Below are 25,984 nucleotides of genomic sequence, written 5' to 3' on the forward strand. Positions count from 1 at the left end.
GACTGCCCCCATGGTTGATTCTTACGACACCGCCTTTGACGGCGAAAAAAGCAAAACCCAGATCAAGCGCGAGATGCAGGCGCTGGTTGATATGGGCGAGCGCCTCACTACGCTCAAGCCCGACACCCTGGCCAAACTGCCGTTGACCGACGAACTGCGCGCGGCTCTGGAAGAACACAAGCGGCACACCGCGAACGAGGCCAAGCGGCGTCACAAGTCGTTCATCGGCAAGCTGATGCGCGACCAGGACATCGACGCGATCAATGCCCTGCTTGACCAGCTCGACGCATCCTCGCGCCAGTACAACGAGCGCTTCCACAACCTCGAACGCTGGCGCGACCGGCTGATCGACGGTACCGACGAAGTCCTGGAGAAGTTCGTCCAGGAGTTTCCGGAAGCCGATCGCCAGCAGCTACGCTCGCTGATCCGCCAGGCCCAGCACGAGCTGGCGCGCAACAAGGCACCAAGCGCGAGCCGCAAGATCTTCAAGTACATCCGCGAACTCGACGAGGTCCAACGCGGCCTGCGTTGAGCCCCGCACACGGGCAGGCGCCCTGCCTGCCCGGTTTCATCTTCATGCGCCCGTGCCACCGACGGTGATCGCATCGATCTTCAGGGTCGGCTGGCCGACGCCCACCGGCACCGACTGACCATCCTTGCCACAGGTACCGACACCGCTGTCCAGCGCCAGGTCGTTGCCGACCATCGATACCCGGCTCATGGCTTCCGGACCGTTACCGATCAGGGTTGCGCCTTTGACCGGAGCGGTGATCTTGCCGTCTTCGATCAGGTACGCCTCGCTGGTAGAGAACACGAACTTGCCGCTGGTGATGTCCACCTGTCCGCCGCCAAGGTTGGCGCAGTAGATGCCCTTTTTCACCGAGGCGATGATTTCTGCCGGGTCGCTCTCGCCAGCACGCATGTAGGTGTTGGTCATGCGTGGCATCGGCAGGTGCGCATAGGACTCGCGGCGGCCATTACCGGTGCGCGCCATGCCCATCAGACGGGCGTTGAGCTTGTCCTGCATGTAGCCCTTGAGGATGCCGTTCTCGATCAGGGTGGTGCACTCGGTCGGAGTGCCTTCGTCATCGACGCTCAGCGAGCCGCGACGACCTTCCAGGGTGCCATCATCGACGATGGTGCACAGGCTTGAAGCCACCTTTTCGCCCATATGGCCGCTATAGGCCGAGCTGCCCTTACGGTTGAAGTCACCTTCCAGGCCATGGCCCACCGCCTCGTGCAGCAATACGCCGGACCAGCCCGAACCGAGCACCACCGGCAAGGTACCCGCCGGCGCCGGGATCGCTTCAAGGTTGACCAGCGCCTGGCGCAGGGCCTCACGGGCAAAGCCCATGACCCGCTCGTCAGTGAAATAGCGGTAATCGGTACGCCCGCCACCGCCATGGCCGCCACGCTCGCGGCGGCCATTCTGCTCGACAATCACACTGACGTTGAAACGCACCAGCGGGCGAATGTCGGCCGCCAGGCTGCCGTCGGCAGCGGCCACCAGGATCCGCTCCCAGACCCCGGCCATGCTGACGGTGACTTGCTGGATGCGTGGATCAAGCTTGCGCGTGGCGGCGTCGACCCGCTTGAGCAGGTCGACCTTTTCGGCGCGGCTGATGACTTCCAGCGGGTTGTCGGTGCCATACAACTGGACGACGTCCTGGCTGTTGAACGCTTGCACACTGCCATTCTGCCCGGCACGGGAAATCGACCGAGCCGCGCGGGCCGCCGACGTCAGGGCTTCGAGATTGATGGCATTGCTGTAGGCAAACCCGGTCTTCTCGCCGGACTGGGCACGCACGCCCACGCCCTGATCGAGGTTGAAGCTGCCTTCTTTGACGATGCCGTCTTCCAGCGCCCAGGATTCGGAAATCTGCCCCTGGAAGTACAGGTCGGCGGCATCGATGCCTGGCCCTGCCAGCTCGCCCAGCACTGACTGCAGGCTGTCGAGGGTCAGGCCGCCCGGCGCCAGCAGGTGTTCGCTGACAGTGGATAACATCTGGCTCATAGTCACTCCGAGGTGTGCGCAGGCCGCAAGGCGTCCTGCGAGAAAAAGCGCCGGTGCAAGGTCACCGGCATCCGCGCCCGGATGGACGCTTGTTCGCTGCTGTCGCGCTCGCCGAGCAGCACGGCCTCGCCACTGGCCTGTTCGGCGACGATGCGCCCCCAGGGGTCGACGATCGCCGCATGACCATAGGTTTCCCGTGGCCCCGGGTGGGTTCCGCCCTGGGCCGCGGCCAGGACATAACATTGGGTTTCGATGGCCCGCGCCCTGATCAGCACTTCCCAGTGCGCGGCACCCGTCACGGCGGTGAAGGCTGACGGTGCGCTGATCAATTCGGCCCCGGCCTCGCGCAACGCGCTGTACAGCTCGGGGAAGCGCAGGTCATAGCAGACGCTCAGGCCCAGGCGACCCACCGGGGTATCGGCAACCACCACCTGCCCGCCGTGGGCATAGTCATCGGATTCGCGATAGCGGCCGCGGTTATCGGCCACATCGACATCGAACAAGTGCAGCTTGTCGTAGCGCGCCACCTGCTCGCCATGTTCATCGATCAGCAAGGAACAGGCATGGGACTTGGCCTCGGCCTGGCCGACCGGCGGCAGCGGCAAGGTCCCGGCCACTATCCATAACTTGAGGTCGCGGGCAGTCTGTTTCAACCAGGGCAGGATCGGGCCTTCGCCCAGGGCTTCGGCGCGACCGATTGCAGCGCTGTCGCGCCGGCCCATGGCGGCGAAGTTTTCCGGTAGCACAGCGAGCCGCGCGCCACCTGCGGCCGCCTGCTCAAGCAGGTGCCGGGCTCGTTCCAGGTTGGCCAGAACGTCGCTCTGGCTGACCATCTGGATAACCGCTGACTTCATGCCGGCTCCTAGCGTGTTTTGTCGAAAGGTTTGATAAAGCTTATCTTAGGCTCTTTCCACGGACCCTCGACGCGATAATGCACGCTGGCGTATCGCGCCACCCGATCACCGAGCAGCCGGTCAACCAGGAACAATGCCCCGCCGATGGCCGGCGCTCCGACAATCAGGGCGGCAATCGGCAGGTTGTTGGTCACCGGCAAGGTCACCAACAGGTTGGCGTCGACCCGGTCACGGACCATGTCCAGGGTGCCATCCAGTTCCAGGTTACTGGACGGGCCCGTCAGGGTAATCGGCTCGCGGGTCACGTAGACCCCTTCACTGGCCACCAGCAGGCCCTTGACCCGATCGTAGCTCAGACCCTTGTCGAGCAGGTCGGAGAAGTCCAGGCGCAAGCGCCGGCCAATCGAGTTGAAGTTGAGCAGGCCGAACACCCGCAGCGCCTGAGCGCCGCCTTCCACTTCAACGAACTGACCTTTGCGCAAGGCAGCATCGAGGCTGCCGGAGAAACGCTTGAGCCCGACCCAGGCAGGCGAGCCAGGCCAGCGACCATCGACGTCCAGGCGGAAATCACGGCTGGTGACCGTCGGGGCAAAATTCCAGGCCTTGAGGATGTCAGCCAGGTTCTTGCCTTCCAGGCGGCCCTTGTACCAACTGGCGCTGGCCCCCGGCGCGCCTTCCCAGCCACCGTTGCCGTCGATCTGCAGGCCTTTGACGCTGACGTCGAGGTCGTTGAGGGCGATACCTTTGGCGGTCGGGCGAACTTTTACCGCCCAGCTGCCGAGCAGGTCGTCACCGCGGAACAGCTTGTCGATGGTCAGGTCGACAGCTGGAATCTTGCGCGGATCGATGTTGGCCATCGGATCCGGGCCGTCATCGGAAGAGACTTCAGCGGGGTCGGCGGGCGGCAGGTGAATGGTCTGCAGGTTGATCACCATCGGCGCCCCCTTGGCATCAGGGATGCGGGCGTTGCCGATGACTTCCTTGCTGTCCAGGCGCAAGGCCCACAGGTTGCCGCTGCGGTCCACACGTACCACCGCCTGGGCCAGGTTCAGGCCAAAGCCCTTGAGCTGGCCAATACTCAGGTCGACGCCGCGCAGCATTTGCTTGGCACTGCCGCTCGGGTCATTGCCGGCAAAGCGATCAAGCTGCTTCTGCCAGGGCTCCAGGTCCAGCTCCGCCAGGCGGCCACGCACCCGCAGGCCCTGGCCCGGTGGCAACTGGGCGGTCCCGGCGCCGAACAGCAATTCGCCACGCCCCTGGTCGAGCTTGTCCATGGGCGCAGCATAGAACGCCTTGGCGACATCGGCGTAAGTGACATTGAAACGCCGCTCCGGCCCCTGCAGGGTCATGCTGAACTGGCTGTTGCGGGTTTCACTGGAAGCCTTGCCAAAGGGCGCTGGCAAGTCCACCGTCAAGCCCTTGAGGCTGGAATGGACCGTCAGCAGGTTTTCGCGACTGCCCAGGCTCACCTGCAACTGATAAGGCAATTCACCGGACAGCGGCAGGGCCTGCTTGACCTGCAGCCAGTCGGTCAGCGCCTTGACGGGCATCTGGCCCTTGGCATTGACGCGAGTTTGCAACTCGCCGGGCTTGCCTTCGGCAAAGATCTGCGCGGTGATCGGCTTGTCGAAGGACCGTGCGCTGATGTTCTCGCCGCTCAGGCCCTTGTCGAAGTCAAAGCGGAAATCGCCCTTGAGCTGGTTCAGCTCCAAGGCTGGCGCGGCGATCTTCAACCGTGCATCGCGGGTAGCGAAATCGACCACGATCTTGGGCTTCTGTCCCTTGGCCAAGGGGATATCCAGCTTCAGCTTGCCCTTGAGGCTGCCCTCGCCTTCCCAGCCGGCGAAGATCGGCCCGGTGCCGATCGGGGCGTCCTGGAGAATCTTCAGGCCATCGCCGAGCCCGCCGTCGAATTCACCGTCCAGATAAAGGTGATTGTGTTCACCGGCGACGACATGGGGAATGTTGACCTCAACGTCACGCACCTGGGTATTGAGCAACTGCCCGCTTTGCGCCTTGATGCGCACGCCATCGTCGTCGATGAACACATCACCGGCAACTTTCTGCACCTGCGGCCAGCCCGGCTGAAAGTCCAGGGCGGCATCGTGCACCTTGAAGAACAGGCTGATGCTCCGGGCCTGCGCCGGGGCACCGTGATTGATCGAGCCCTGATACTGGAAATACCCTTCATCGACCGCGCCCTTGAGGATTGCCGTGCGCAGCCATTCATCCAGCCCCGGGCTGAGCACTTCGGGCAGGTACTTGGCAGTGTAGCGACCGTCGCCGTCGACCAGGCCGACACGCAGGTCCATGTAGTCTTCGCGGGTTTCATCGAACAGCAGGCGAATCAGGAAGTCGCCGGCGATCTTGCCCTCATCGCCCAGCACCTTGAGGTACGGCGCGATCAGGGTGAAGCCGTCCTGGTCCAGGCGCCAGGTCAGCCGTGCATTGGCCTTCTGGTAGTGCCAGGGCTTCTCGAAGATCGGGTACAGGTGCAGCATGAAGGCATCGGTATCCAGGCGCAGCTCGCCCTGGCCGAGGTCGCCGCTGATGCTGCCGCTGACATTCCCCGCCGCCGGGGCGCCGTGATAGGCATCAAAACCTACCCGCTCCAGGTTGGCAGCGAAGCTCAGGCGCTGGTCACCCTGGGCTTTAGGCCGGATGTCCAGACGCACATTGCGCAAGGCCCCCGTGACCTTGAGGCCATCGACTACCGCCATGAGTTTTTCCGGAAACGGTGCCAAGGCATCGAGCAGCGGCGTAACGGGCGTCAGGTCGAGGCGGTCGGCCTGGATCGCCCAGGTTTCGTCGCTCGACTCGGTCGCTGCCGTCTGCTTGAGCTGCACGTGGGATTCCCAACGGGTCTTGCCCAGGCTCATGGCCAGGGAGTCGACCAGTACATCAAGACCCTTCTCGCTTCGCTGGAACCAGGCATTGAGGGCCAGGTTATCGACCTGCACCGGCTTGCGTTCGGCATAGTGACCGCGCAGCTGCGGCGCATTGAGGCGCACCATGGCGCTTTGCAACTGGCCCTTGCCCCAGTTCGCCCACAGCTCGCCACCCGCGCGCAGCTCGGTGGCCTGCCACTGGCCCAGCAGGCGTGGTGGCAGCCAGCGCGCCCAGTCGCTTTGCGGCAAGCTCAGGTAGGCATCGACTTCACCGTCGCGCCACTGGCTTGGGCGGATGCGGCTGCGCAGGCTCAACGCCAGCGGCTGGCCATCGGGCAGGGTCACCCGCGCATCCAGGCGCTGACGCACGCTGCCGGTCTGCAGGCCAAGGCTGACGTAGGTGAGGGTCATCGGCTCGCGCTGGAACGCCTCCAGCGTCACCTGGCTGTCGACCACCGTGACTTTGGACACCACCTGGATTTGCTTGAGCAGTTGCTCGGGGTCCAGCGGCTTGTCGTCTTTTTTCGGCAGCCCTTCCAGGGCCCAGGCGCCATTTTCATCTTCGCGCAGACTGAGCTGCAGGCCACCGACCTCGAGGTTGGCCAGGCGCACTTGGCGCTCGACCAGGCTGGCCCAGAGGTCGGGCACCAGCTTGACGCCGTCCAGGCGCAGGGCCGTTGCCCCTTCGCCGACCTGAATATCACGCACCCGTACAATCGGCGCCAGGCCGCTCCAGTGCCCTTCCAGGGCACCAATATGCACCGGCATGCCCAGGGCCTGCTCGGCCTTGGTTTCGACTTCGGCGCGGTACTCGGCCACCAGCGGGATGAATTGCCGACCGAGGCTGACATACAGCGCCACCAGCACTGCCAGCAAGGCACTGAAGCCGAGCCCCCAGCGGGTCAAGGCGCCGAGAACGCGTATTAGTCGTTCCATGCCAGTGGCCCTCCAGATCGTGGCTTAACTATGACCGCAACCCGGCGCTTTGCCAGCCGACGCACGGCGCAATGTTGTTCAGAACGAGTCAGAGGAGCACCACATCGTATTGTTCCTGGGAATACATGGACTCGACCTGGAAGCGAATGGTTCGACCGATGAAGGCTTCAAGCTCGGCAACATTGCCCGACTCTTCGTCCAGCAAGCGGTCTACCACCTTCTGGTTGGCCAGCACTCTATAGCCTTCGGCCTGATACGCACGGGCTTCGCGAAGGATCTCGCGGAAAATCTCGTAACAGACTGTCTCGGGGGTTTTCAGCTTGCCGCGCCCCTGGCAGCAGTAGCAGGGTTCGCACAGCACCTGCTCGAGGCTTTCGCGGGTGCGCTTGCGGGTCATCTGGACCAGGCCCAGTTCGGTGATGCCGATGATGTTGGTCTTGGCGTGGTCGCGCTCCAGCTGTTTTTCCAGGGTGCGTAGCACCTGGCGCTGGTGCTCTTCATCTTCCATGTCGATGAAGTCGATGATGATGATCCCGCCGATGTTGCGCAGGCGCAGTTGCCGGGCAATGGCGGTGGCCGCCTCAAGGTTGGTCTTGAAGATGGTTTCTTCGAGGTTGCGGTGGCCGACGAAGGCCCCGGTATTGACGTCGATGGTGGTCATCGCCTCGGCCGGGTCGACCACCAGGTAGCCGCCGGACTTGAGCGGCACCTTACGGTCCAGGGCACGCTGGATTTCGTCTTCGACGCCGTAGAGGTCGAAGATCGGTCGCTCGCCCGGGTAATGCTCCAGGCGATCGGCGATCTCCGGCATCAGTTCGGCGACGAACTGCGTGGTTTTCTGGAAGGTTTCCCGCGAGTCGATGCGAATCTTCTCGATCTTCGGGTTGACCAGGTCGCGCAGGGTGCGCAAGGCCAAGCCCAGGTCTTCATAGATTTCGGTCGGCGCGCCGACGGTCTTGATCTGAGTGCCGATCTGCTCCCAAAGCCTGCGCAGGTAGCGGATGTCCATGAGGATCTCATCGGCGCCGGCACCTTCGGCGGCGGTACGCAGGATGAAACCGCCGGCGTCCTGGATGTTCTCCTGGGCGATGCAGTCGGTAACCACCTGCTTGAGGCGCTCACGCTCGGCTTCGTCTTCGATCTTCAGGGAAATGCCGACATGGCTGGTGCGCGGCATGTACACCAGGTAACGGGACGGGATCGACAGCTGGGTCGTCAGGCGCGCGCCTTTGGAGCCAATCGGGTCCTTGGTCACCTGCACCACCAGGCTCTGGCCCTCATGCACCAGGGCGCTGATGCTCTCGACCGACGAACCTTCGCGCTGGGAGATTTCCGACGCATGGATGAACGCCGCGCGGTCCAGGCCGATGTCGACGAACGCCGCCTGCATACCCGGCAGCACCCGCACCACCTTGCCTTTGTAGATGTTGCCGACGATGCCGCGGCGCTGGGTGCGCTCGACATGCACCTCCTGCAGTACACCGTTTTCCACCACCGCCACGCGTGATTCCATCGGTGTGATGTTGATCAGAATCTCTTCACTCATGGCAGGCTCTCGTCAAATGACTTCAGTAATGATGGATCGCTCGTTGGCGACTGGCTAGGGCAGTTCTGGCTTATCCTCGCTCAACGGGCCGGCAGGCGCTGCCAGCAGGGGATGCCGAATTGGCCAAGCAGTCCAGCGGTTTCGTTCAGCGGCAGACCGACCACCGCCGAATAGCTGCCTTCAAGGCGCTGTACGAAAACGGCACCCAGGCCCTGTATGGCATAGCCGCCCGCCTTGTCGACCGGCTCGCCGCTGGCCCAGTAGGCCTCGGCCTCCTCGACGCTGATAGGGCGAAACAGCACGCGGCTAGTGACACTGACACTCAGGCAGCGTTGATGATCGGCCACGGCAACCGCGGTCAGCACCTGGTGCTCGCGCCCGGAAAGAGCTGCCAGCATTGCCAGGGCATCTTCGCGGTGTTGCGGTTTACCGAGAATTCGACCTTCGAGCACCACGGCGGTATCGGCGCCAAGCACCGCGACCTGGCGTTCGTTGCCCTGGGACAGTGACGCCAGGCCAGCGCAGGCTTTCTCCCGCGCCAGACGCTCGACATACGCCTCGGCCTCTTCGGCGGCCAGCGGGGTCTCGTCGATCTGCGCACTGAGCGCAGTAAAGGGAACACCGATCTGGGTCAGCAACTCACGGCGGCGTGGCGAACCAGAGGCCAGGTACAGCGGGGTCATCTTGACGTCTCCCTGTCAGCGTCGGGATGTGAGTGCTCAGTTGATGCTCAAGCGCCGGCGCAAACCACGCAGGCCATAGCTGATCCATGGCCAGAGCAAGGCGCTGATGACCGCCGACCAGATCAGCGCCAGGGTCGGCAGGCGGTTGCCGGTCAGGGCGCTGAGCCACAGCTGGATCAATTGGGCCAGGCCGAAGATCACCAGGATCACCAGGCTCTGCTGCCACATCGGGAACATCCGCAGGCGCTGTTGCAACGACAGCACCAGGAAGGTGATCAGGGTCAGCACCAGAGCATTTTGGCCCAATAGTGTGCCGTACAGTACGTCCTCGGCCAGGCCCAGGACGAACGCAGTGGTCATGCCGACCCGGTGCGGCAGGGCCAGGGTCCAGAATGCCAGCAGCAGTGCCAGCCACATTGGCCGGAACACTTCGGCGAAGGGCGGCATCGGCGACACGCTGAGCAGCATGCCGAGCAGAAACGTCAGCCAGACGACCCAGCCATTACGGCTACGGGTGCTTACCATCAGTGTCTCTCCCGGGAAATGACGGGCGCGCCCGGCGTTGCAGCAGGCGCTGCGGGGGCTGCCGTGGCGGGCGGGTGGGCACTGGTTGCCGGTGCGCCGGGGGCGGCAGGCACTGGTGCTGGTGCTGCTGGCGTCGAAGCAGTCGCTGCCGGTGTAGCCGCAGCAGGTGCTGCCGGGGCCGTGGCAGGCGCAGCAGCCGCCGAAGCTGGCAGGCCCTGGCGATCCGCCTGTTCCTGGGCAATCGCCGCATCACTGGCACGTTGCTCGGGCGAACGGCTGTCGGTGAACACCAGCAGCAGGTAGCGGCTGCGGTTCAGTGCAGCGGTCGGGATTGCCCGGACAATCGCAAACGGCTGGCCGGAGTCGTGAATCACTTCCTTGACCGTGGCCACCGGGTAACCGGCCGGGAAGCGCTGACCCAGGCCCGAGCTGACCAACAGGTCGCCTTCCTTGATGTCGGCGGTGTCGGCAACGTGGCGCAGCTCAAGGCGCTCGGGGTTACCGGTACCGCTGGCAATCGCCCGCAGGCCATTACGGTTGACCTGCACCGGAATGCTGTGGGTGGTGTCGGTCAGCAGCAGTACCCGCGAGGTGTAGGGCATCAGTTCGACCACCTGGCCCATCAGGCCACGCGCGTCGAGCACCGGCTGACCGAGGACCACGCCATCGCGCTCGCCCTTGTTGATCAGGATCCGGTGGGTAAAGGGATTAGGGTCGACGCCGATCAACTCGGCGACTTCAACCTTCTCGTTGACCAGCGCCGAAGAGTTGAGCAATTCGCGCAGGCGCACGTTCTGTTCGGTCAGGGCTGCCAGCTTCTGCAGGCGCCCTTGCAGCAGCAAGGCTTCGGTCTTGAGTTTCTCGTTCTCGGCAGCGAGTTCGGTACGGCTGCCAAACTGGCTGGCAACCCCCTGCCACACGCGCTGAGGCAGATCGGTAATCAGGTAGGACGGCATCAGCGCCAAGCCCATCTGACTGCGCAGAGGCTTGAGCAGGGTAAAGCGCGCATCGACCACCATCAGGGTGATCGACAGCACAACCAGCACGAGCAGGCGTACGCCCAGCGAAGGGCCCTTGGCGAAAAGCGGTTTAATGGGCCGCTCCTCGTGGACGACGATTCAAGAGGTCATTCATACGGCAACGCACCGGCCTGCTTGCGGATTGACGGAAAATGACGCCCACACGGACGTCAGCCCAGCACATACAGGTAGCACTGTGAGCACTACCTGTAAACCGGGCGGCGTGAACTGCAGGTTCCAGCTTATTCGCTGGAGAGCAGGTCCATGGTGTGTTTGTCCATCATTTCCAGGGCACGGCCACCACCGCGCGCCACGCAGGTCAGCGGGTCTTCGGCGACGATCACCGGCAGGCCGGTTTCCTGGGCCAGGAGTTTGTCGAGGTCACGCAGCAGGGCACCACCACCGGTCAGCACCAGGCCACGCTCGGCGATGTCCGAAGCCAGCTCCGGCGGCGATTGCTCCAGGGCGCTCTTGACCGCCTGGACGATGGTCGCCAGGGACTCCTGCAGGGCTTCAAGCACTTCGTTGGAGTTCAGGGTGAAGGCACGTGGCACGCCCTCGGCCAGGTTGCGGCCGCGGACATCGACTTCACGGACTTCGCCGCCCGGATAGGCAGTACCGATTTCCTGCTTGATGCGCTCAGCGGTGGATTCACCGATCAGGCTGCCGTAGTTGCGACGCACGTAGGTGACGATGGCTTCGTCGAAACGGTCGCCACCGACCCGTACGGACTCGGCATACACCACACCATTGAGGGAGATCAGCGCGATTTCAGTGGTACCACCACCAATATCGACGACCATCGAACCACGGGCCTCTTCAACCGGCAGACCGGCACCGATAGCGGCGGCCATCGGCTCTTCGATCAGGAATACTTCACGGGCACCGGCGCCCAGCGCCGATTCACGAATGGCCCGACGCTCGACCTGGGTCGATTTGCACGGCACGCAGATCAGCACCCGCGGGCTTGGCTGCAGGAAGCTGTTTTCATGAACCTTGTTGATGAAGTACTGCAGCATTTTCTCGCAAACGCTGAAATCGGCGATCACGCCGTCTTTCATCGGACGAATGGCAGCAATGTTGCCAGGCGTACGGCCCAGCATGCGCTTGGCTTCAGTACCGACAGCGACGACACTTTTCTGGTTGCCGTGAGTACGAATGGCCACAACCGATGGCTCATTCAGGACGATACCGCGCTCACGCACGTAAATAAGGGTGTTGGCAGTTCCCAGGTCGATGGAAAGATCGCTGGAAAACATGCCACGCAGTTTCTTGAACATGGGAAAGTGACCCTAGGCAACGCGTGGGTAAAAAAGTGCGGCAAACTCTAACAACGGCGGGGATTTTGGGCAAGGCACCAATATGTTAAATTGGTGGTTTTTCCGAGCAAGCCTGCACATGATCGCGGCCTTATGACCGTAATACTGCCAGCATGTTCCTCATCGCGGACCAAATCCGTTTTTGTTTCCCCAGGAGATCCCCATGGCGCTTGAACGCTGCGACGTGGAAAAGATCGCTCATCTGGCCCGACTTGGCCTGAATGAAAGCGATCTGCCACGCACTACCGATGCCCTGAACAGTATTCTGGGACTGGTCGACCAGATGCAAGCAGTCGACACCACTGGCATCGAGCCACTGGCCCACCCACTGGAAGCCACTCAGCGCCTGCGCGCCGATGTGGTAACAGAAAGTAACCACCGTGACAGCTACCAGGCCATCGCCCCGGCGACGGAAAACGGCCTGTACCTGGTTCCGAAAGTCATCGAGTAAGGGAATAGAGCCTGCCATGCATCAATTGACCCTGGCCGAGATCGCCCGCGGACTCGCCGACAAGAAGTTTTCTTCCGAAGAGCTGACCCGTGCCCTGCTGGCGCGGATCCACCAGCTCAATCCGCAAATCAACAGCTTCATCAGTGTCACCGACGAACTGGCCATCAGCCAGGCCCGTGCTGCCGACGCCCGTCGCGCTGCCGGCGAGAGCGGTGCCCTGCTGGGCGCGCCGATCGGCCACAAGGACCTGTTCTGCACCCAGGGCATCCGCACCAGCTGCGGCTCGAAGATGCTCGACAACTTCAAGGCGCCGTATGACGCCACCGTGGTCAGCAAGCTGGCCGAAGCCGGTACCGTGACGCTGGGCAAGACCAACATGGACGAATTCGCCATGGGTTCGGCCAACGAGAGCAGCTACTACGGCCCGGTGAAAAACCCGTGGAATTTCGAGCACGTGCCTGGCGGTTCCTCCGGTGGTTCGGCAGCTGCGGTCGCCGCGCGCCTGCTGCCCGCCGCCACCGCCACCGACACCGGCGGCTCGATCCGCCAGCCGGCGGCATTGACCAGCCTGACTGGCCTGAAACCGACCTACGGCCGCGTTTCGCGCTGGGGCATGATTGCCTACGCATCGAGCCTCGACCAGGGTGGCCCGCTGGCCCGCACCGCCGAAGACTGCGCGCTGCTGCTGCAAGGCATGGCCGGTTTCGACGCGAAGGACTCCACCAGCATCGATGAACCGGTGCCGGACTACAGCGCCAGCCTCAATGCCTCGCTCGAAGGCCTGCGCATCGGTCTGCCGAAGGAATACTTCGGCGCCGGCCTCGACCCGCGCATCGCCGACCTGGTCCAGGCCAGCGTCAAGGAGCTGGAAAAACTCGGCGCCGTGGTCAAGGAAATCAGCCTGCCGAACATGCAGCACGCGATTCCGGCCTACTACGTGATCGCCCCGGCTGAAGCCTCGTCCAACCTGTCGCGTTTCGATGGCGTGCGTTTCGGCTACCGCTGCGAGAACCCGGTTGACCTCACCGACCTGTACAAGCGCTCCCGTGGCGAAGGCTTCGGTGCCGAAGTGCAGCGCCGGATCATGGTCGGTGCCTACGCCCTGTCGGCCGGTTACTATGATGCCTACTACCTGCAGGCGCAGAAAATCCGCCGCCTGATCAAGAACGACTTCATGGCGGCCTTCAACGATGTCGACGTGATTCTCGGCCCGACCACGCCAAACCTGGCCTGGAAGATCGGCGCCAAGAACAACGACCCGGTCGCTGAATACCTGGAAGACGTCTACACCATCACCGCCAACCTCGCCGGCCTGCCAGGCCTGTCGATGCCGGCCGGTTTCGTCGATGGTCTGCCGGTTGGCGTGCAGTTGCTCGCGCCGTATTTCCACGAAGGCCGCCTGCTCAACGTCGCACACCGCTACCAGCAAGTGACTGACTGGCACACTCGCGCACCTAACGGCTTCTGAGGGACCACCACATGCAATGGGAAGTTGTCATCGGGCTGGAGATTCACACCCAGCTCGCCACCCAGTCGAAGATTTTCTCCGGCAGCGCCACCACTTTCGGCTCCGAGCCGAACACCCAGGCCAGCCTGATCGACCTGGGGATGCCCGGCGTACTGCCGGTGCTGAACCAGGAAGCGGTGCGCATGGCCTGCATGTTCGGCCTGGCCATCGATGCCGAAATCGGCCAGCACAACGTGTTCGCGCGCAAGAACTACTTCTACCCCGACCTGCCCAAGGGTTATCAGATCAGCCAGATGGAGCTGCCGATCGTCGGCAAGGGCCACCTGGACATCGCCCTCGAAGATGGCACGGTCAAGCGCATCGGCATCACCCGGGCGCACCTTGAAGAAGACGCCGGCAAGAGCCTGCACGAAGACTTCAGCGGCTCCACCGGCATCGACCTCAACCGCGCCGGCACGCCGCTGCTGGAGATCGTCTCGGAACCCGACCTGCGCAGCGCCAAAGAGGCGGTCGCCTACGTCAAGGCCATCCATGCCCTGGTGCGCTACCTGGGCATCTGCGACGGCAACATGGCCGAAGGCTCGCTGCGTTGCGACTGCAACGTCTCGGTACGCCCCAAGGGCCAGGCCGAGTTCGGGACCCGCTGCGAGATCAAGAACGTCAACTCGTTCCGCTTCATCGAGCGCGCCATCAACACCGAAGCGCAACGCCAGATCGAGCTGATCGAAGACGGCGGCAAGGTCATCCAGGAAACCCGCCTGTACGACCCGAACAAGGACGAGACCCGCTCCATGCGCAGCAAGGAGGAAGCCAACGATTACCGTTACTTCCCCGACCCGGACCTGCTGCCGGTGGTCATCGAGAACGCCTTCCTCGAAGCCACCCGCGCCACCCTGCCGGAGTTGCCACCGCAAAAGCGCGAGCGCTTCCAGAGCCAGTTCGGCCTGTCGGTCTACGACGCCAACGTGCTGGCGACCAGCCGTGAGCAGGCCGACTACTTCGAACAGGTGGTCGGCGTGTGCGGCGATGCCAAGCTTGCCGCCAACTGGGTCATGGTCGAGCTGGGCAGCCTGCTCAACAAACTGGGCCTGGAAATCGACCAGTCGCCGGTCAGTGCCGAGCACCTGGGCGGCATGCTCAAGCGCATCCTCGACAACACCATCAGCGGCAAGATCGCCAAGGTAGTGTTCGAGAAGATGGCTGCCGGTGACGGCGATGCCGACCAGATCATCGAAGCCGAGGGCCTGAAACAGGTCACCGACAGCGGTGCGATCGAGAAGGTCCTGGACGAAGTCCTGGCAGCCAATGCCGAGCAGGTCGAGCAGTACCGCGCCGCTGATGAAGCCAAGCGCGGCAAGATGTTCGGCTTCTTCGTCGGCCAGGCCATGAAAGCCTCCAAGGGCAAGGCCAACCCGCAGCAAGTGAACCAACTGCTCAAGAGCAAGCTCGAAGGGTAATTCGCATTACCCTGTGGGAGCCGGCGTTGCCGGCGATGCAAGGCGAAGCCTTGCCAGTTTCTGGGGCTGCCGAGCAGCCCATCGCCGGCAACGCCGGCTCCCACAGGTGATCACTTCACCTCGGAGCAACTGATTTGATGTGGCGTCCCCTCAGCGCACTCGCGCTCTTCACCCTGCTGGCCGGCTGCGCCAGCCACGATATTGACCCGCGCGGTTACGACCAGTCCGGTACCGCCTCCTATTACGGCTCCCGTCACCATGGCAAACGTACCGCCAGTGGCGAGCCCTTCAATCAACACGGCATGACCGCCGCCCACCGCAGCCTGCCGTTTGGCTCGCGGGTCAAGGTCACCAACCTGAACAACGATCGCAGCGTCGTGGTCCGCATCAACGACCGCGGCCCGCATACCCGCGGCCGGCTGATCGACCTGTCACGCGCTGCCGCGGAAAAACTCGGGATGATCCGTAGCGGAACCGCGCGCGTACGGGTACAAAGTCTCAGCGACTGACCTGCCCCCGGAGCACGACCATTTTCGACCTGGCCGCTTTACCCACCTTCAGCCTGCTGCAACTGAGCATCGGCCTGCTGTTGCTGATCGCCGGCGCCGAGCTGCTGGTACGCGCCGCCCTGCGCCTGGCCGCCAGCCTGCAAGTACGGCCGCTGATCATCGGCCTGAGCCTGGTGGCATTCGGCAGCAGCGCGCCGCAATTGACCGTCAGCCTGCAGGCCGCCTACACCGGCGCGCCCGACGTGGCCGTCGGCAGCGTGATCGGCAGTAATATCTTCAACATCCTGGTGACCCTGGGCCTGGCCGCGCTGATCATTCCGTTGCGGGTCTCCCGGCAACTGGTACGCCTGGATATCCCGCTGATGATCGCCGCCAGCCTGGCGGTGTATCTGCTGGCCTTCAACGAACTGCTGGGCCGGCTGGAAGGCGCACTATTGCTGTGCGGCCTGTTCGGCTACCTGGCGATGCTCTGGCACCAGTCCCGTCATCATGCCCGCACCTACCCGGCCCCCGGCCCACGCCCGCAACGTGGCGGCCGTTTCTGGCTGGGGAGCGTGCTGCTGATGCTGGCCGGGCTTGGCCTGCTGAGCATGGCCGGTCATCTGCTGCTGGAGGCGGCGGTGGAGGTCGCTCAGGACCTGGGCCTGTCGGAACGGGTCATCGGCCTGACCGTGGTCGCCGTCTGTACCTCGCTACCGGAGCTGGCCACTTCGCTGATCGCCGCCCTGCGCGGCGAGCGCGAAATCGCCGTGGGCAATGTCATCGGCAGCAACCTGTTCAACCTGCTGGCGGTGCTCGGCCTGACCGCGCTGGTCGCCCCCGAGCCCTTGTCGATCTCACCCAACGCCCTGGCCTTCGACCTGCCGGTGATGCTCGGGGTCGCGGTGCTGGCCCTGCCGGTGTTCTACTCCGGCTACCGGGTGACGCGCGCCGAAGGTCTGGTGTTCCTCTGCCTGTACCTGGCTTATGGTCTGCACGTGGTGGCCTTCACCACCGGCATGCCACTGGCCAACCGACTTGAAAAACTGATGCTGTTCTACGCATTGCCAGCACTGGGGGCGTTGCTGCTGTACACCACCCTGCGTGCCTGGCGCCGCCAACACTAAGGAAAACAACATGGGCGACAACAACAAAACCGGCGAACAGGTTCGCCGCCAGGTCATGGGTGATGCCTTCGTCGATCGCGCACTGAACAACGCCACCGACTTCACCCAGCCGCTGCAGGACTTCGTCAATGAGCATGCCTGGGGCAGTGTCTGGAGCCGCGAAGGCCTGCCCTTGAAAACCCGCAGCCTGATCACCCTCGCCGCCCTCACCGCACTCAAGTGCCCGCAAGAGCTCAAGGGCCACGTGCGCGGCGCCTTGAACAACGGTTGTACGGTCGAGGAGATTCGTGAGGCGCTGCTGCACTGCGCGGTGTATGCCGGTGTCCCGGCAGCCATCGATGCCTTCCGCGCCGCCCAGGAAGTGATCGACAGCTACCAGCAGGGCTGAACGATCACTTGCGCCAAGGCCGTCAGTTGCTGACGACTGGGGCCTTCTGGCCCTTTTTCTTCAGCCAGAAGGCCACGCCCAGGGTGGCGATCCAGGCCGGGATCAACATGACCGAAATGCGGATCGGCGGGGTCAGGTACATCACCACCAGAATCAGGCCGATGAACGCCAGGCACAGGTAGTTGGTCAGCGGATGCCCCCAGCTCTTGTAGAAGGTCGACTCGCCCGACGCCTGCTTGGCGCGGCGGAACTTCAGGTGGGTGATGCTGATGCTGGCCCAGTTGATCACCAGCGCCGAGACCGCCAGGGCCATCAACAGGCCGAAGGCCTCGCCCGGCATCAGGTAGTTGATCAGCACGCACAGGCCGGTGGCCAGGGCAGAAACGCCCAGGGCGGTCAGCGGTACGCCACGGCGGTTGACCTTGAGCAGGGCCCGCGGCGCGTCACCCTGGCTGGCCAGGCCAAACAGCATGCGGCTGTTGCAGTACACGCAGCTGTTGTACACCGACAGCGCGGCGGTCAATACCACCACGTTGAGGATGGTCGCCACCAGGTTGCTGTCCAGGTTGTGGAAGATCATCACGAACGGGCTGCCGCCCTGCACTACCTTCTGCCACGGATACAACGACAGCAGTACCGCCAGTGCACCGATGTAGAAAATCAGGATGCGATAGACCACCTGATTGGTGGCGCGCGGAATGCTGTGGCGCGGATCGTCGGCTTCGGCGGCGGTGATACCGACCAGCTCCAGGCCGCCGAACGAGAACATGATCACCGCCATGGCCATCAGCAAGCCGGTGAAGCCGTTGGGGAAGAAGCCGCCGTACTGCCAGAGGTTGGCCACGCTGGCATCCGGCCCGCCGTTACCACTGGCCAGCAGCCAGGCGCCAAAACCGATCATGCTGACGATGGCGATCACCTTGACCAGGGCGAACCAGAACTCCATCTCGCCATAGACCTTCACCTGGGTGAGGTTGATCAGGTTGATCGCCACGAAGAAGATCGCCGCCGTGGCCCAGGTCGGAAAGTCCGGCCACCAGTACTGCACATAGATGCCTACCGCTGTCAGCTCGGCCATGCCGACCAGTACATAGACCACCCAGTAGTTCCAGCCAGAGACGAAACCGGCGAACTCGTTCCAGTAGCGGTGGGCAAAGTGGCTGAAGCTGCCGGCAACCGGCTCGTCGACCACCATCTCGCCCAACTGGCGCATGATGAAGAACGCCATCAGGCCGGCAATCGCGTAACCCAGCAGCACGGCCGGGCCGGCCATCTGGATGGTCTGGGCAATGCCGAGAAACAGGCCGGTACCGATGGCGCCACCCAGGGCAATCAACTGGATATGGCGATTTTTCAACCCGCGCTGTAATCGCTCTGGGGGGATCTGTTCTTGCATGAAGTGTCCTTGAAGGTGGAAGGCAGTGTTGGCTTTATTGTCGGCACAGAATCTAGATCCAGCCGCCCCACTGCAAGAGGAAAATGCCGATATTCGTGGTTATGGCGGCCATCAGCGTGGTAATCACGATGATCGAGGCGGCCAGTTCATGGTTACCATTGGCCGCCCGCGCCATGACATAACTGGCGGCGGCGGTCGGGCTACCGATGTACAGGAACAGGATGCCCAGTTCCGCCCCGCGAAAGCCGCAAAGCCAGGCAGCCAGGGTACCGATCACCGGCAGCCAGATCATCTTCACCAGGCTGGCGCTGACCGCCAGGCCGCCGCTTTCACGCAACGAAGCCAGCGACAGGGTACCGCCGATGCAGATCAACGCCAGCGGCAGGGTCATCTGCGCCAGGTAATCGCCGGAGGTCAGCAACCAGTTTGGCAGCGGCACTTGCCCGTAGGCCATGGGCGTAGCCAGCAATACGCTGATGATCAGCGGGTTGCGCAGGATACTCTTGAAGATGCTCCAGGGGTCGGACTTCATGCTCGGGCTGTACACCGCCAGCACCACCGATGACAGCGAGTTGTACAACAGAATCACCAGGCCGGCGAGGATCGCCCCCAGCGAGATGCCGTAATCGCCATACATACTCGCTGCCAGGGCCAGGCCAATGACCCCGTTATTGCCGCGAAAGCCGCCCTGGGTGTAGATGCCGCGATCCTCGCGCGGGCAGCGCCACAGGGCAAAGCCCCAGGCCAGGGAAAAACTGCCCAGCGTGGCGACCACGAAAAACACCAGCAACCCGGGTTTGACCGCCGCCGTCAGGTCAGCGTGATAAATCCCGAGAAACAGCAGCGCCGGCATACAGACGTTGAACACCAGCGACGACGCGGTGTGGATGAAGCCATCGTTGATGGCCTTGATGCGCTTGAGCAGCACGCCCATGAACAGCATGGCGAACACCGGCGCCGTGATGTTCAGCGTCTGGATAAAAAGGGCGAGCATGCAGGGTGGTCCCGATGGCTGTCGTTAGGGGGCTAATGATACGTCAGCCGCAAGTTGATGAATCGCATTCTGACGTAAGAAAAAAGAATTGTTGACGTAGGAAGCAGATTGGATATGATCCAAACAACTGTACATACATACAGTTGTTTACGGAAATCCATGACATCTCAAAGGAGTTGAATATGTCAGGTATGCAAACCGGACTGCACGCCCAAAAGGCGCTCGCCACCACCGTGGTCGCCGACCTCGATGCCCTGTTCAGTGTCGACGGTATCAAGATCCCCGGCCCCGATACCCGTATCGTGCTGGTGCTCGATGGTCACCACACGATCAAGTACCACCGCCTTGGCCTGCCCGCCAAACCGCCAACCAGCGGCAAGCCGGTGCTGCGCTTCGAAGGGGGTGAACACACCGCCATCGGCGACAACACCCTGCTGCGCTTCAGCCAGGACAGCGCGCCGATCCCCGCCTGGAAAGTCGCCCTGCACCTGCCCAACGGCCTGACCCTCAGCTATGGCCAGATCGTTGCCCTGGGCGGCGACTTCTATGGCGTTCCCGAGCGGCCGATTGCCGATGGCGCCAATGCTGAAGAACGCGTCCAGCGCTTTGCCGCCGCCTTTGATTCGCTGGCCGTGCTTCCCGCCTCCCGGGAAGAAGCCGGCAAGATCCTCGCGGTCATGCAACGGGAAATCGCCGCTGCCAACCAGGCGATCAAAGACGGTCGCCAGCCCCACGAAGCTTACGATCAGTTGGGCGACACCCTCTCGGAAGAATGGAACAAGATCACCGGAGGTGGCAGCTTCGTCTCGCCGATGTTCCCACTTGGCCGCTACCTGAAACTGGCTGCGAGCAACTGGGACCACTTTGGCGAATGGGCGCTGCTGGCCTATATCGCCGGCCACACCGCCGCTCTGCGCCAAGCCGTGAAAGCACGGGCCAGCGGCGATGACGGGCAGCTGGAGCTGGCCTATGCGATGAACGCCTTCGCTGACCACTTCCTCACTGACCTGTTCTCGGCCGGCCATGTGCGGGTGCCGCGCAAGGCCATCAAGGACAACGTCACCCCGGCCGACCTCGGCTCGCTGATCTCGCGCTTCATGCACGATGAAGACAGCAAGTACGGCCTGGTGCTGCGCAACGCCCAGGGCGATACCTGGCGTGGCTATGGCGACAAGCGCTACTTCGACAGCATCGATGTGGCCAACCGCAAGCAGGTGGGCCTGGCGGTGCAGAAGTCTGCCGATGAGATCTTCCAGGCGTTCGACAGCGGTAATCTGCCCGCGCCGACAGCCTATGGCGCCCTGCGCATCGCCGCCGACCTGCAGGCCGCGGTAGAGGGGCAAGTGCCGGGCAACTTCGCGCCGCTGTTCGCCCTGCGCAACGGCAAACTGATGCGCCGCGCCGACGTCAACAACCTCAATGACCCGGCGCAGATCGACAACTGGTGGGGCTGGAGCACTTACCTGCTGCTCAAGGACTACACCCCGAACACACCCGCCGGCTACCTCCAGGCCCCTGCCGGTGCACCGAGCGTGCGCGCCGACGGCTGGCAGACCCAAGTACCGAGCCTGCCGAACTGGCTGCCCGGCCATGCCGTGCGGTATGCGGTCAGTGTGGTCAACGGCCTGAATGAATCGTACATCGGCCCGTGGAGCGACTATGCCGAACTGACCGAGCGCTTCCAGCCGACCTTGACGGTGCCGGTGGACACCTCCGGCAAGTCAGTTTCGCGCAACCTGTTTCGCCAGTTCCGCGGTGGCTCGCCGGAACTGATCGCCTCGCTGGATGCGGGCACCACGACCTACATCGATCAACACCCGTGATAAGGAAATCACTCATGAGCATTACCCTGAACATTGAACTGGCGTCGGGCCAGTCACTCAAGGATGTCCCCCTGGAACTGCTGCGCGATGGCGTGGTGATCGGCCGGGCGGTAATCGCCGAAAACGGCCAGGCCACATTCAATGCCAACAAGGCCTCTGGGCAGTTGGCCGTACGGATTGACCGCAGCATCATAAAAGCCATGTAAGCCTGGCACCTTCGACACAACCAGAGACGTTAACACTGAAGGATTTGGCTGACAGCCTTCAGTGTTATGCTCTACTTCTTCTCTACCCTCCCCTACCTTCATACATATAGGAAGATATAACCGCCCCGCATCGAATTGCCTTAGTTTGGTGCTGCCTCCACCGCACATATTGTGCAGCCCCCATAATCTATCTAAAACGGCGGACATCATTAACCACCGTAGATAGTTATCCATGGAAATAGCAACGCTACACGGCATTGTCATTCGAACCTGGCAATCTGCTGATATTCCAAGCTATGCCAATTTGATTGGTGACGCGCAAACAATGCGCTACATCTCCTCCGGCGCCACCCGCACCCGCACCCAGGCGCGAAACGAAATCGCCCAGTTCGACCGAGAGCAGCAACAACAGGGGTGGTCTCGCTGGGCTGTAAGCCTTGCCCCCGATGGCCCGTTCATCGGCTATGCCGGTTTTGCCCAAAAGCCGCTAGGCATCAATTTCGGCATGCGCTTTCTTAAAGACTATTGGGGCACACTGTCGCCCTTCACCACTGCACAACTCGCGCTGACGCATGGATTCGAAACCCTGGGTTTCACCCACGTGCACACGTTGACCAACATCAAACACCGCGCCGCTTTAAACATGAACAAGCGTTTCTTGCAGCTGAATAAACTCCCTGACACGATTATTGAAACGCCGTTCGGTCCGCACCTGAAAATTGATATAACGAGGGAATACTTCCGCAGCATCACTTCACACAACGCATCCCGTCTTCAAAGTGCCTATCGACGCCTTTCAACGTCAGTGTTCGCCAGGCTGCAAGCCCATCAGCCGAGCGAGTCAGCAGATGCGTAAGAACCTTGGGCCCGATAGCACAGTGCCAATCGATAGAATCTGCGATGTTTGCGTGTGGCGCAACGTGAGTACGCGAGCACGCCTGCTGCGTTACTTGTACCTGCCTGTAGGGCTGTTGCTGGTGCTGTTCAGGCTGTCTGCGATCGTGTTGATGAGCCTGGCAACCAGCGCCCTGCCCTCGGCGGTTAAGCCGGCGCTGTATCGTGCGCTGCTGTGGGTCTTGAACATTCGCGTCAAGTGCCCGATGAGCTTGCGACAGGTCGCGGCACATACCGACGGATGCGTCGTCGCCAGCAACCACATCAGTGTGTTCGACCATTACCCGGTACTGGCCATGCCACATGCAACCTTGATAGTGGTGCGAAGTGACAGCCTGCTCGGCAAACTGACCGGTCACCTGCTGTTCCAATGCTCAGGTGCTCGCTACTGGAAGGTTGCCGACAAGCGCCAGCTGGCCCGGCGACTCCGGCAGTGGCGGCAATCCCCTCTGGGCACAACGCTTTACACCACGCCAGAGGCGACCATCAACAATGGACTGGGACTGTTTCGTTTCCGTCCGGAGTTTCTGGTTCGTGGGTTGCCGGTAGTTCCCCTGGCCATGCGGCTCAAGGCACCATTCATGCTCAATCCCAATCCGCTATACGGTGCCGGGCCGATGAAATTCCTGCGCCTGTTATCAATGCCTTGGCTGGAGTTCGAGTTGAACTTTCTTGAGCGCCAGGTTTTTGCCCCGGGCCAGTCCGACCAGGCCTTCGCAGATCAGGTGCAAGCCTGCATCGCCCAACAACTGCAGATCCCTGCCACGCAATGGACCCGTGAAGACAAGTACCGCTTTCGCAACGAGCGGAGTTCGCGCGGATGAAAGCGCATGTGATCTTCGACTTCGATCAGACGTTACTACCCGGGGAAAGCACGGTGCAAGTCCTGGAGCTGAGCCTGCAATTTCATGACAATGCCGCACAGCGCCTGCAAAAACTCGCCAGCATCGCGCCCCGGGCCCTGGCCGGCAATGCCAGCGCAAAAGAGCTGATGACCCTGCTGAGTATGGTGCCAACCCTTCGCCGCACGCATATCCAGCACTACATCGAACAACGCCTTACGCAGTTACCGCACGCCCTTGGCCAGGCACTGCACTACCTGCAGCAGCGCCAAGTTGGCATCCATATTATCTCCGGCGGTTACATGGAGTGGATTGTGCCACTGGCTCAGGCATGGGGAATCGAGGCTCGCCATGTGGTAGCCAACCGGTTTTTCTGGTTCGGTTCACGAGCCCTGACCATACGCCCATCCCCCTTGCTCAGTGCAGCACAAGGCAAAGGTGCGATCATTCGTGATTGGCGCAGGCGCGGCCAGTTGAAGGGACCGGTGCTAATGGTTGGCGACGGGCAAGCGGACTTTCGCGTGTTCCAGCAAGGGCTGGTAGACGACTTTATCTGTATCGATTACTTCGTCAATAAACCACTGCCCGGCTGCGCCGCCATTCGACGGCGCGCAGTACATCCCGATCAGGTACTGGGGCTAATCCGCCAGGCCCTGGCTCAGCAGGGCCTGGCCATCTGAGATCGCTCAGCGCCGCACCGGGCGCTTCTGCAGTTTGCGCTGCAAGGTCCGCCGGTGCATGCCCAGGGCCCGGGCCGTGGCGGAGATATTGCCTTCATGCTCGGTCAGCACGCGCTGGATGTGCTCCCACTGCAGGCGGTCGACCGACATCGGGTTTTCCGGCACCAGGCTGTCGAGGTCGGCATGCTCGGAGAGCAACGCGGCCAGCACATCGTCGGCATCGGCCGGCTTGCACAGGTAGTTGCAGGCGCCGCGCTTGATCGCCTCGACCGCCGTGGCGATGCTCGAGTAACCGGTGAGGATTACCACGCGCATTTCCGGGTCCAGCTCCAGCAGCTTGGGCAGCAGTACCAAGCCGGAATCGCCGTCCATCTTCAAGTCCAGCGTGGCGTAGTCCGGCACGTCGTCCTGGGCGATTTTCAGGCCCTCCTCGGCAGAACCTGCGGTGCTCACGCGAAAGCCGCGGCGACTCATGGCCCGGGCCATCACCCGGGTAAAGGTCGCGTCGTCGTCAACCAGCAACAGGTGCGGCAGCTCTTCGCCTTCAACCTGGATTTCATCACTCATCACACATCTCCTCGCGCGTCACGCGGCAGGCGCAGCTCGGTGAGCGTACCGCCTTCTTCATGACTATAGAGTTTTACCGAGCCGCCAGCACGGGTCACGCTGGCCTTGCTCAAGAACAGGCCCAGGCCGAAGCCTTTGCCCTTGGTGGTAAAGAAGGGTTTGCCGATCGATTCGGCAATCGCCGCCGGCACGCCGGGACCATGGTCACGGATGCTGATCACCATGTCCTGGGCATCCCAGTCCAGGCGTACTTCCAGATCATCCGGGCAGGCATCGGCGGCGTTGTTCAACAGGTTGAGCAGGGCCTGGGTCAGGTCCGGCGGCGGCGCCAGGCGTGGCACGCTACCCTGGCCCAGGCGCTGGAAGCGGTAACTGGCTTCCGGGCGCATCAGGTGCCAGCGGTTGAGCGCCTCGTCGAGCCAGAAGGTCACTTCCTGGTTCTCGACCGCCAGGCGCCGGTTGGCTTCGGCGGCGCGCACCAGATTCTGCAGGGTTTCCTTGCACAGCTTGACCTGATCCTGCAGCACCGCCAGGTCTTCCTGCAGCAGCGGGTCGCTGTGGTCCTGGCGCATTTCCTTGATCAACACGCTCATGGTCGCCAAAGGCGTGCCCAGTTCATGGGCGGCGCCCGCCGCCTGGGTAGCCACGGCCAGCAGTTGCTGGTCACGCAGGCCCTCCTCCCGGCGCTCGGCGCGCAGTTGTTCCTGGCGGCGCAGCTCTTCGGCCATCTTCGCGGCGAAGAAGGTAATCACCGCGGCGGCCAGGGCGATACTCAGCCACATGCCGTAGACCTGCATCTTCTCCCGGGCCATGGGGAAGGTTTCCAGCGGGTAGAACTGCACCAGCAGCAGGCTGTAGGCCGCCAGGGCGATACCGGAAAGGATCAGCGAATAGACCCAGGGCAAGGTCACCGCAGCGATAGCCAGTGGCACCAGATAGTAGGACACGAAGGGGTTGGTCGACCCCCCCGAGTAATACAGCAAGGCACTGTGGATCAGCAGGTCACAGGCCAGCTGGAAGGCATACTCCAGCTCGGTGACCGGCAGGGTCAGGCGCAGGCGCAGGGCCGTGAAGGCGCACAGCAGCATCGACAGGCCAAGGGTGATGACCAGCGACAGCCACGGCAGCGGCAGCAGTTCGGTCCAGTAGGCGACACCGACCGAGCCGGCCTGGGCGGCAAGCACCAGGATGCGGATGAAGGTCAGGCGCCAGAGGTTCTGACGGGTTGCAGACAACATTTGTACGGGGGCGAGCATGAGCTCTCCTGATGAGTGCTCCAGGCGAATCGTCGCGAGTATACCGAAGCTGTGGCCTGGTCTGCAGTGATGCGGCAAAGCGCCACACTTTTTTACACAACAATGATGGCCATTTTGAACCTCACTACACTGTTGCCAGTCTTATGGGCCTGCGCGCACTGCT

24 protein-coding genes are annotated in these 25,984 nt (G+C 62.7%); 12 read left to right on the top strand and 12 right to left on the bottom strand.

From position 1 onward, the window contains the following. Positions 1-10: 10 nt before the first annotated feature. The gene (yjgA, locus tag NLX68_RS08670) at positions 11-532 is read left to right on the top strand and encodes a ribosome biogenesis factor YjgA (RefSeq protein ID WP_115088594.1); all 522 of its coding nucleotides are present in this window, start codon (positions 11-13) and stop codon (positions 530-532) included. 42 nt (positions 533-574) lie between these two features. On the opposite strand, the gene tldD is transcribed toward yjgA, so the two are convergent. The 8 genes from tldD to mreB all read right to left on the bottom strand — a co-directional run bounded on the left by tldD (position 575) and on the right by mreB (position 11,745). Continuing rightward, complete coding sequence (gene tldD / locus NLX68_RS08675) at positions 575-2,014, bottom strand: metalloprotease TldD (protein ID WP_010223397.1); 1,440 nt, start codon at positions 2,012-2,014, stop codon at positions 575-577. Positions 2,015-2,016: 2 nt separating this feature from the next. Continuing rightward, complete coding sequence (locus NLX68_RS08680; protein WP_010223398.1) at positions 2,017-2,868, bottom strand: carbon-nitrogen hydrolase family protein; 852 nt, start codon at positions 2,866-2,868, stop codon at positions 2,017-2,019. Positions 2,869-2,876: 8 nt separating this feature from the next. Continuing rightward, positions 2,877-6,692 carry a YhdP family protein gene (locus tag NLX68_RS08685; RefSeq protein ID WP_254283658.1) on the bottom strand — a complete coding sequence of 1,272 codons (3,816 nt, stop codon included), beginning with the start codon at positions 6,690-6,692 and terminating at the stop codon, positions 2,877-2,879. Between the two features lie 88 nt (positions 6,693-6,780). Then, positions 6,781-8,238, bottom strand: a complete 1,458-nt coding sequence (gene rng, locus NLX68_RS08690; RefSeq protein WP_254283660.1) for a ribonuclease G — start codon at positions 8,236-8,238, stop codon at positions 6,781-6,783. Between the two features lie 80 nt (positions 8,239-8,318). Continuing rightward, complete coding sequence (locus NLX68_RS08695; protein ID WP_254283662.1) at positions 8,319-8,921, bottom strand: nucleoside triphosphate pyrophosphatase; 603 nt, start codon at positions 8,919-8,921, stop codon at positions 8,319-8,321. Positions 8,922-8,957: 36 nt separating this feature from the next. Then, positions 8,958-9,446, bottom strand: coding sequence for a rod shape-determining protein MreD (mreD, locus tag NLX68_RS08700; RefSeq protein ID WP_254283663.1), 489 nt, complete (start codon positions 9,444-9,446; stop codon positions 8,958-8,960). Continuing rightward, on the bottom strand, positions 9,446-10,564 hold the full coding sequence (mreC, locus tag NLX68_RS08705) for a rod shape-determining protein MreC (protein ID WP_367949528.1): 1,119 nt from the start codon (positions 10,562-10,564) through the stop codon (positions 9,446-9,448). The genes mreD and mreC overlap by 1 nt, the downstream gene beginning before the upstream one ends. Positions 10,565-10,707: 143 nt before the next feature. Further along, positions 10,708-11,745 (bottom strand): rod shape-determining protein MreB, encoded by a 1,038-nt coding sequence (gene mreB, locus NLX68_RS08710; protein WP_008371426.1) that lies wholly within the window; start codon positions 11,743-11,745, stop codon positions 10,708-10,710. Positions 11,746-11,947: 202 nt separating this feature from the next. Here mreB and gatC point away from each other — a divergent pair, with 202 nt between their 5' ends. The 6 genes from gatC to NLX68_RS08740 all read left to right on the top strand — a co-directional run bounded on the left by gatC (position 11,948) and on the right by NLX68_RS08740 (position 17,163). Beyond that, positions 11,948-12,235 carry an Asp-tRNA(Asn)/Glu-tRNA(Gln) amidotransferase subunit GatC gene (gatC, locus tag NLX68_RS08715; protein WP_010223404.1) on the top strand — a complete coding sequence of 96 codons (288 nt, stop codon included), beginning with the start codon at positions 11,948-11,950 and terminating at the stop codon, positions 12,233-12,235. A 16-nt stretch (positions 12,236-12,251) separates the two neighbouring features. Next, positions 12,252-13,703, top strand: a complete 1,452-nt coding sequence (gatA, locus tag NLX68_RS08720; RefSeq protein WP_254283664.1) for an Asp-tRNA(Asn)/Glu-tRNA(Gln) amidotransferase subunit GatA — start codon at positions 12,252-12,254, stop codon at positions 13,701-13,703. A gap of 11 nt (positions 13,704-13,714) precedes the next feature. Continuing rightward, entirely contained in the window at positions 13,715-15,160 is a 1,446-nt protein-coding gene (gene gatB, locus NLX68_RS08725) for an Asp-tRNA(Asn)/Glu-tRNA(Gln) amidotransferase subunit GatB (RefSeq protein ID WP_254283665.1), read from the top strand. A 134-nt stretch (positions 15,161-15,294) separates the two neighbouring features. Then, on the top strand, positions 15,295-15,669 hold the full coding sequence (locus NLX68_RS08730; protein ID WP_254283666.1) for a septal ring lytic transglycosylase RlpA family protein: 375 nt from the start codon (positions 15,295-15,297) through the stop codon (positions 15,667-15,669). Positions 15,670-15,731: 62 nt separating this feature from the next. Further along, complete coding sequence (locus NLX68_RS08735) at positions 15,732-16,775, top strand: calcium/sodium antiporter (protein WP_254283709.1); 1,044 nt, start codon at positions 15,732-15,734, stop codon at positions 16,773-16,775. A gap of 10 nt (positions 16,776-16,785) precedes the next feature. Continuing rightward, the gene (locus NLX68_RS08740; RefSeq protein ID WP_010223409.1) at positions 16,786-17,163 is read left to right on the top strand and encodes a carboxymuconolactone decarboxylase family protein; all 378 of its coding nucleotides are present in this window, start codon (positions 16,786-16,788) and stop codon (positions 17,161-17,163) included. Positions 17,164-17,185: 22 nt separating this feature from the next. Here NLX68_RS08740 and NLX68_RS08745 read toward each other — a convergent pair whose 3' ends face one another. Next, entirely contained in the window at positions 17,186-18,559 is a 1,374-nt protein-coding gene (locus tag NLX68_RS08745) for an amino acid permease (protein ID WP_254283667.1), read from the bottom strand. 52 nt (positions 18,560-18,611) lie between these two features. Further along, entirely contained in the window at positions 18,612-19,553 is a 942-nt protein-coding gene (locus tag NLX68_RS08750) for an AEC family transporter (RefSeq protein WP_254283668.1), read from the bottom strand. A gap of 182 nt (positions 19,554-19,735) precedes the next feature. On the opposite strand from NLX68_RS08750, the gene NLX68_RS08755 reads away from it, so the two are divergent. From NLX68_RS08755 to NLX68_RS08775, 5 genes are all read left to right on the top strand, one after another. Next, positions 19,736-21,376 carry a phospholipase gene (locus NLX68_RS08755; protein WP_254283669.1) on the top strand — a complete coding sequence of 547 codons (1,641 nt, stop codon included), beginning with the start codon at positions 19,736-19,738 and terminating at the stop codon, positions 21,374-21,376. Positions 21,377-21,390: 14 nt separating this feature from the next. Beyond that, on the top strand, positions 21,391-21,582 hold the full coding sequence (locus NLX68_RS08760) for a hypothetical protein (RefSeq protein ID WP_254283670.1): 192 nt from the start codon (positions 21,391-21,393) through the stop codon (positions 21,580-21,582). Positions 21,583-21,814: 232 nt separating this feature from the next. Then, the gene (locus NLX68_RS08765) at positions 21,815-22,438 is read left to right on the top strand and encodes a GNAT family N-acetyltransferase (protein ID WP_254283671.1); all 624 of its coding nucleotides are present in this window, start codon (positions 21,815-21,817) and stop codon (positions 22,436-22,438) included. Further along, positions 22,431-23,300: a hypothetical protein gene (locus NLX68_RS08770; RefSeq protein ID WP_254283672.1), complete on the top strand. Its 870-nt coding sequence runs from the start codon at positions 22,431-22,433 to the stop codon at positions 23,298-23,300. The genes NLX68_RS08765 and NLX68_RS08770 overlap by 8 nt, the downstream gene beginning before the upstream one ends. Beyond that, positions 23,297-23,998: an HAD family phosphatase gene (locus tag NLX68_RS08775; RefSeq protein ID WP_254283673.1), complete on the top strand. Its 702-nt coding sequence runs from the start codon at positions 23,297-23,299 to the stop codon at positions 23,996-23,998. Before NLX68_RS08770 ends, NLX68_RS08775 begins: the two co-directional genes overlap by 4 nt. A 6-nt stretch (positions 23,999-24,004) precedes the next feature. On the opposite strand, the gene NLX68_RS08780 is transcribed toward NLX68_RS08775, so the two are convergent. Both NLX68_RS08780 and NLX68_RS08785 read right to left on the bottom strand, forming a co-directional pair. Beyond that, a complete protein-coding gene (locus tag NLX68_RS08780; protein ID WP_010223415.1) occupies positions 24,005-24,565 on the bottom strand; it encodes a response regulator transcription factor in 561 nt (186 codons plus the stop codon). Next, positions 24,565-25,821 carry an ATP-binding protein gene (locus tag NLX68_RS08785; RefSeq protein ID WP_010223416.1) on the bottom strand — a complete coding sequence of 419 codons (1,257 nt, stop codon included), beginning with the start codon at positions 25,819-25,821 and terminating at the stop codon, positions 24,565-24,567. The genes NLX68_RS08780 and NLX68_RS08785 overlap by 1 nt, the downstream gene beginning before the upstream one ends. Between the last annotated feature and the right edge of the window lie 163 nt (positions 25,822-25,984).

The organism is Pseudomonas sp. SBB6, assembly GCF_024213215.1.
In the GTDB taxonomy this organism is placed as follows: Bacteria; Pseudomonadota; Gammaproteobacteria; order Pseudomonadales; family Pseudomonadaceae; genus Aquipseudomonas; species Aquipseudomonas donghuensis.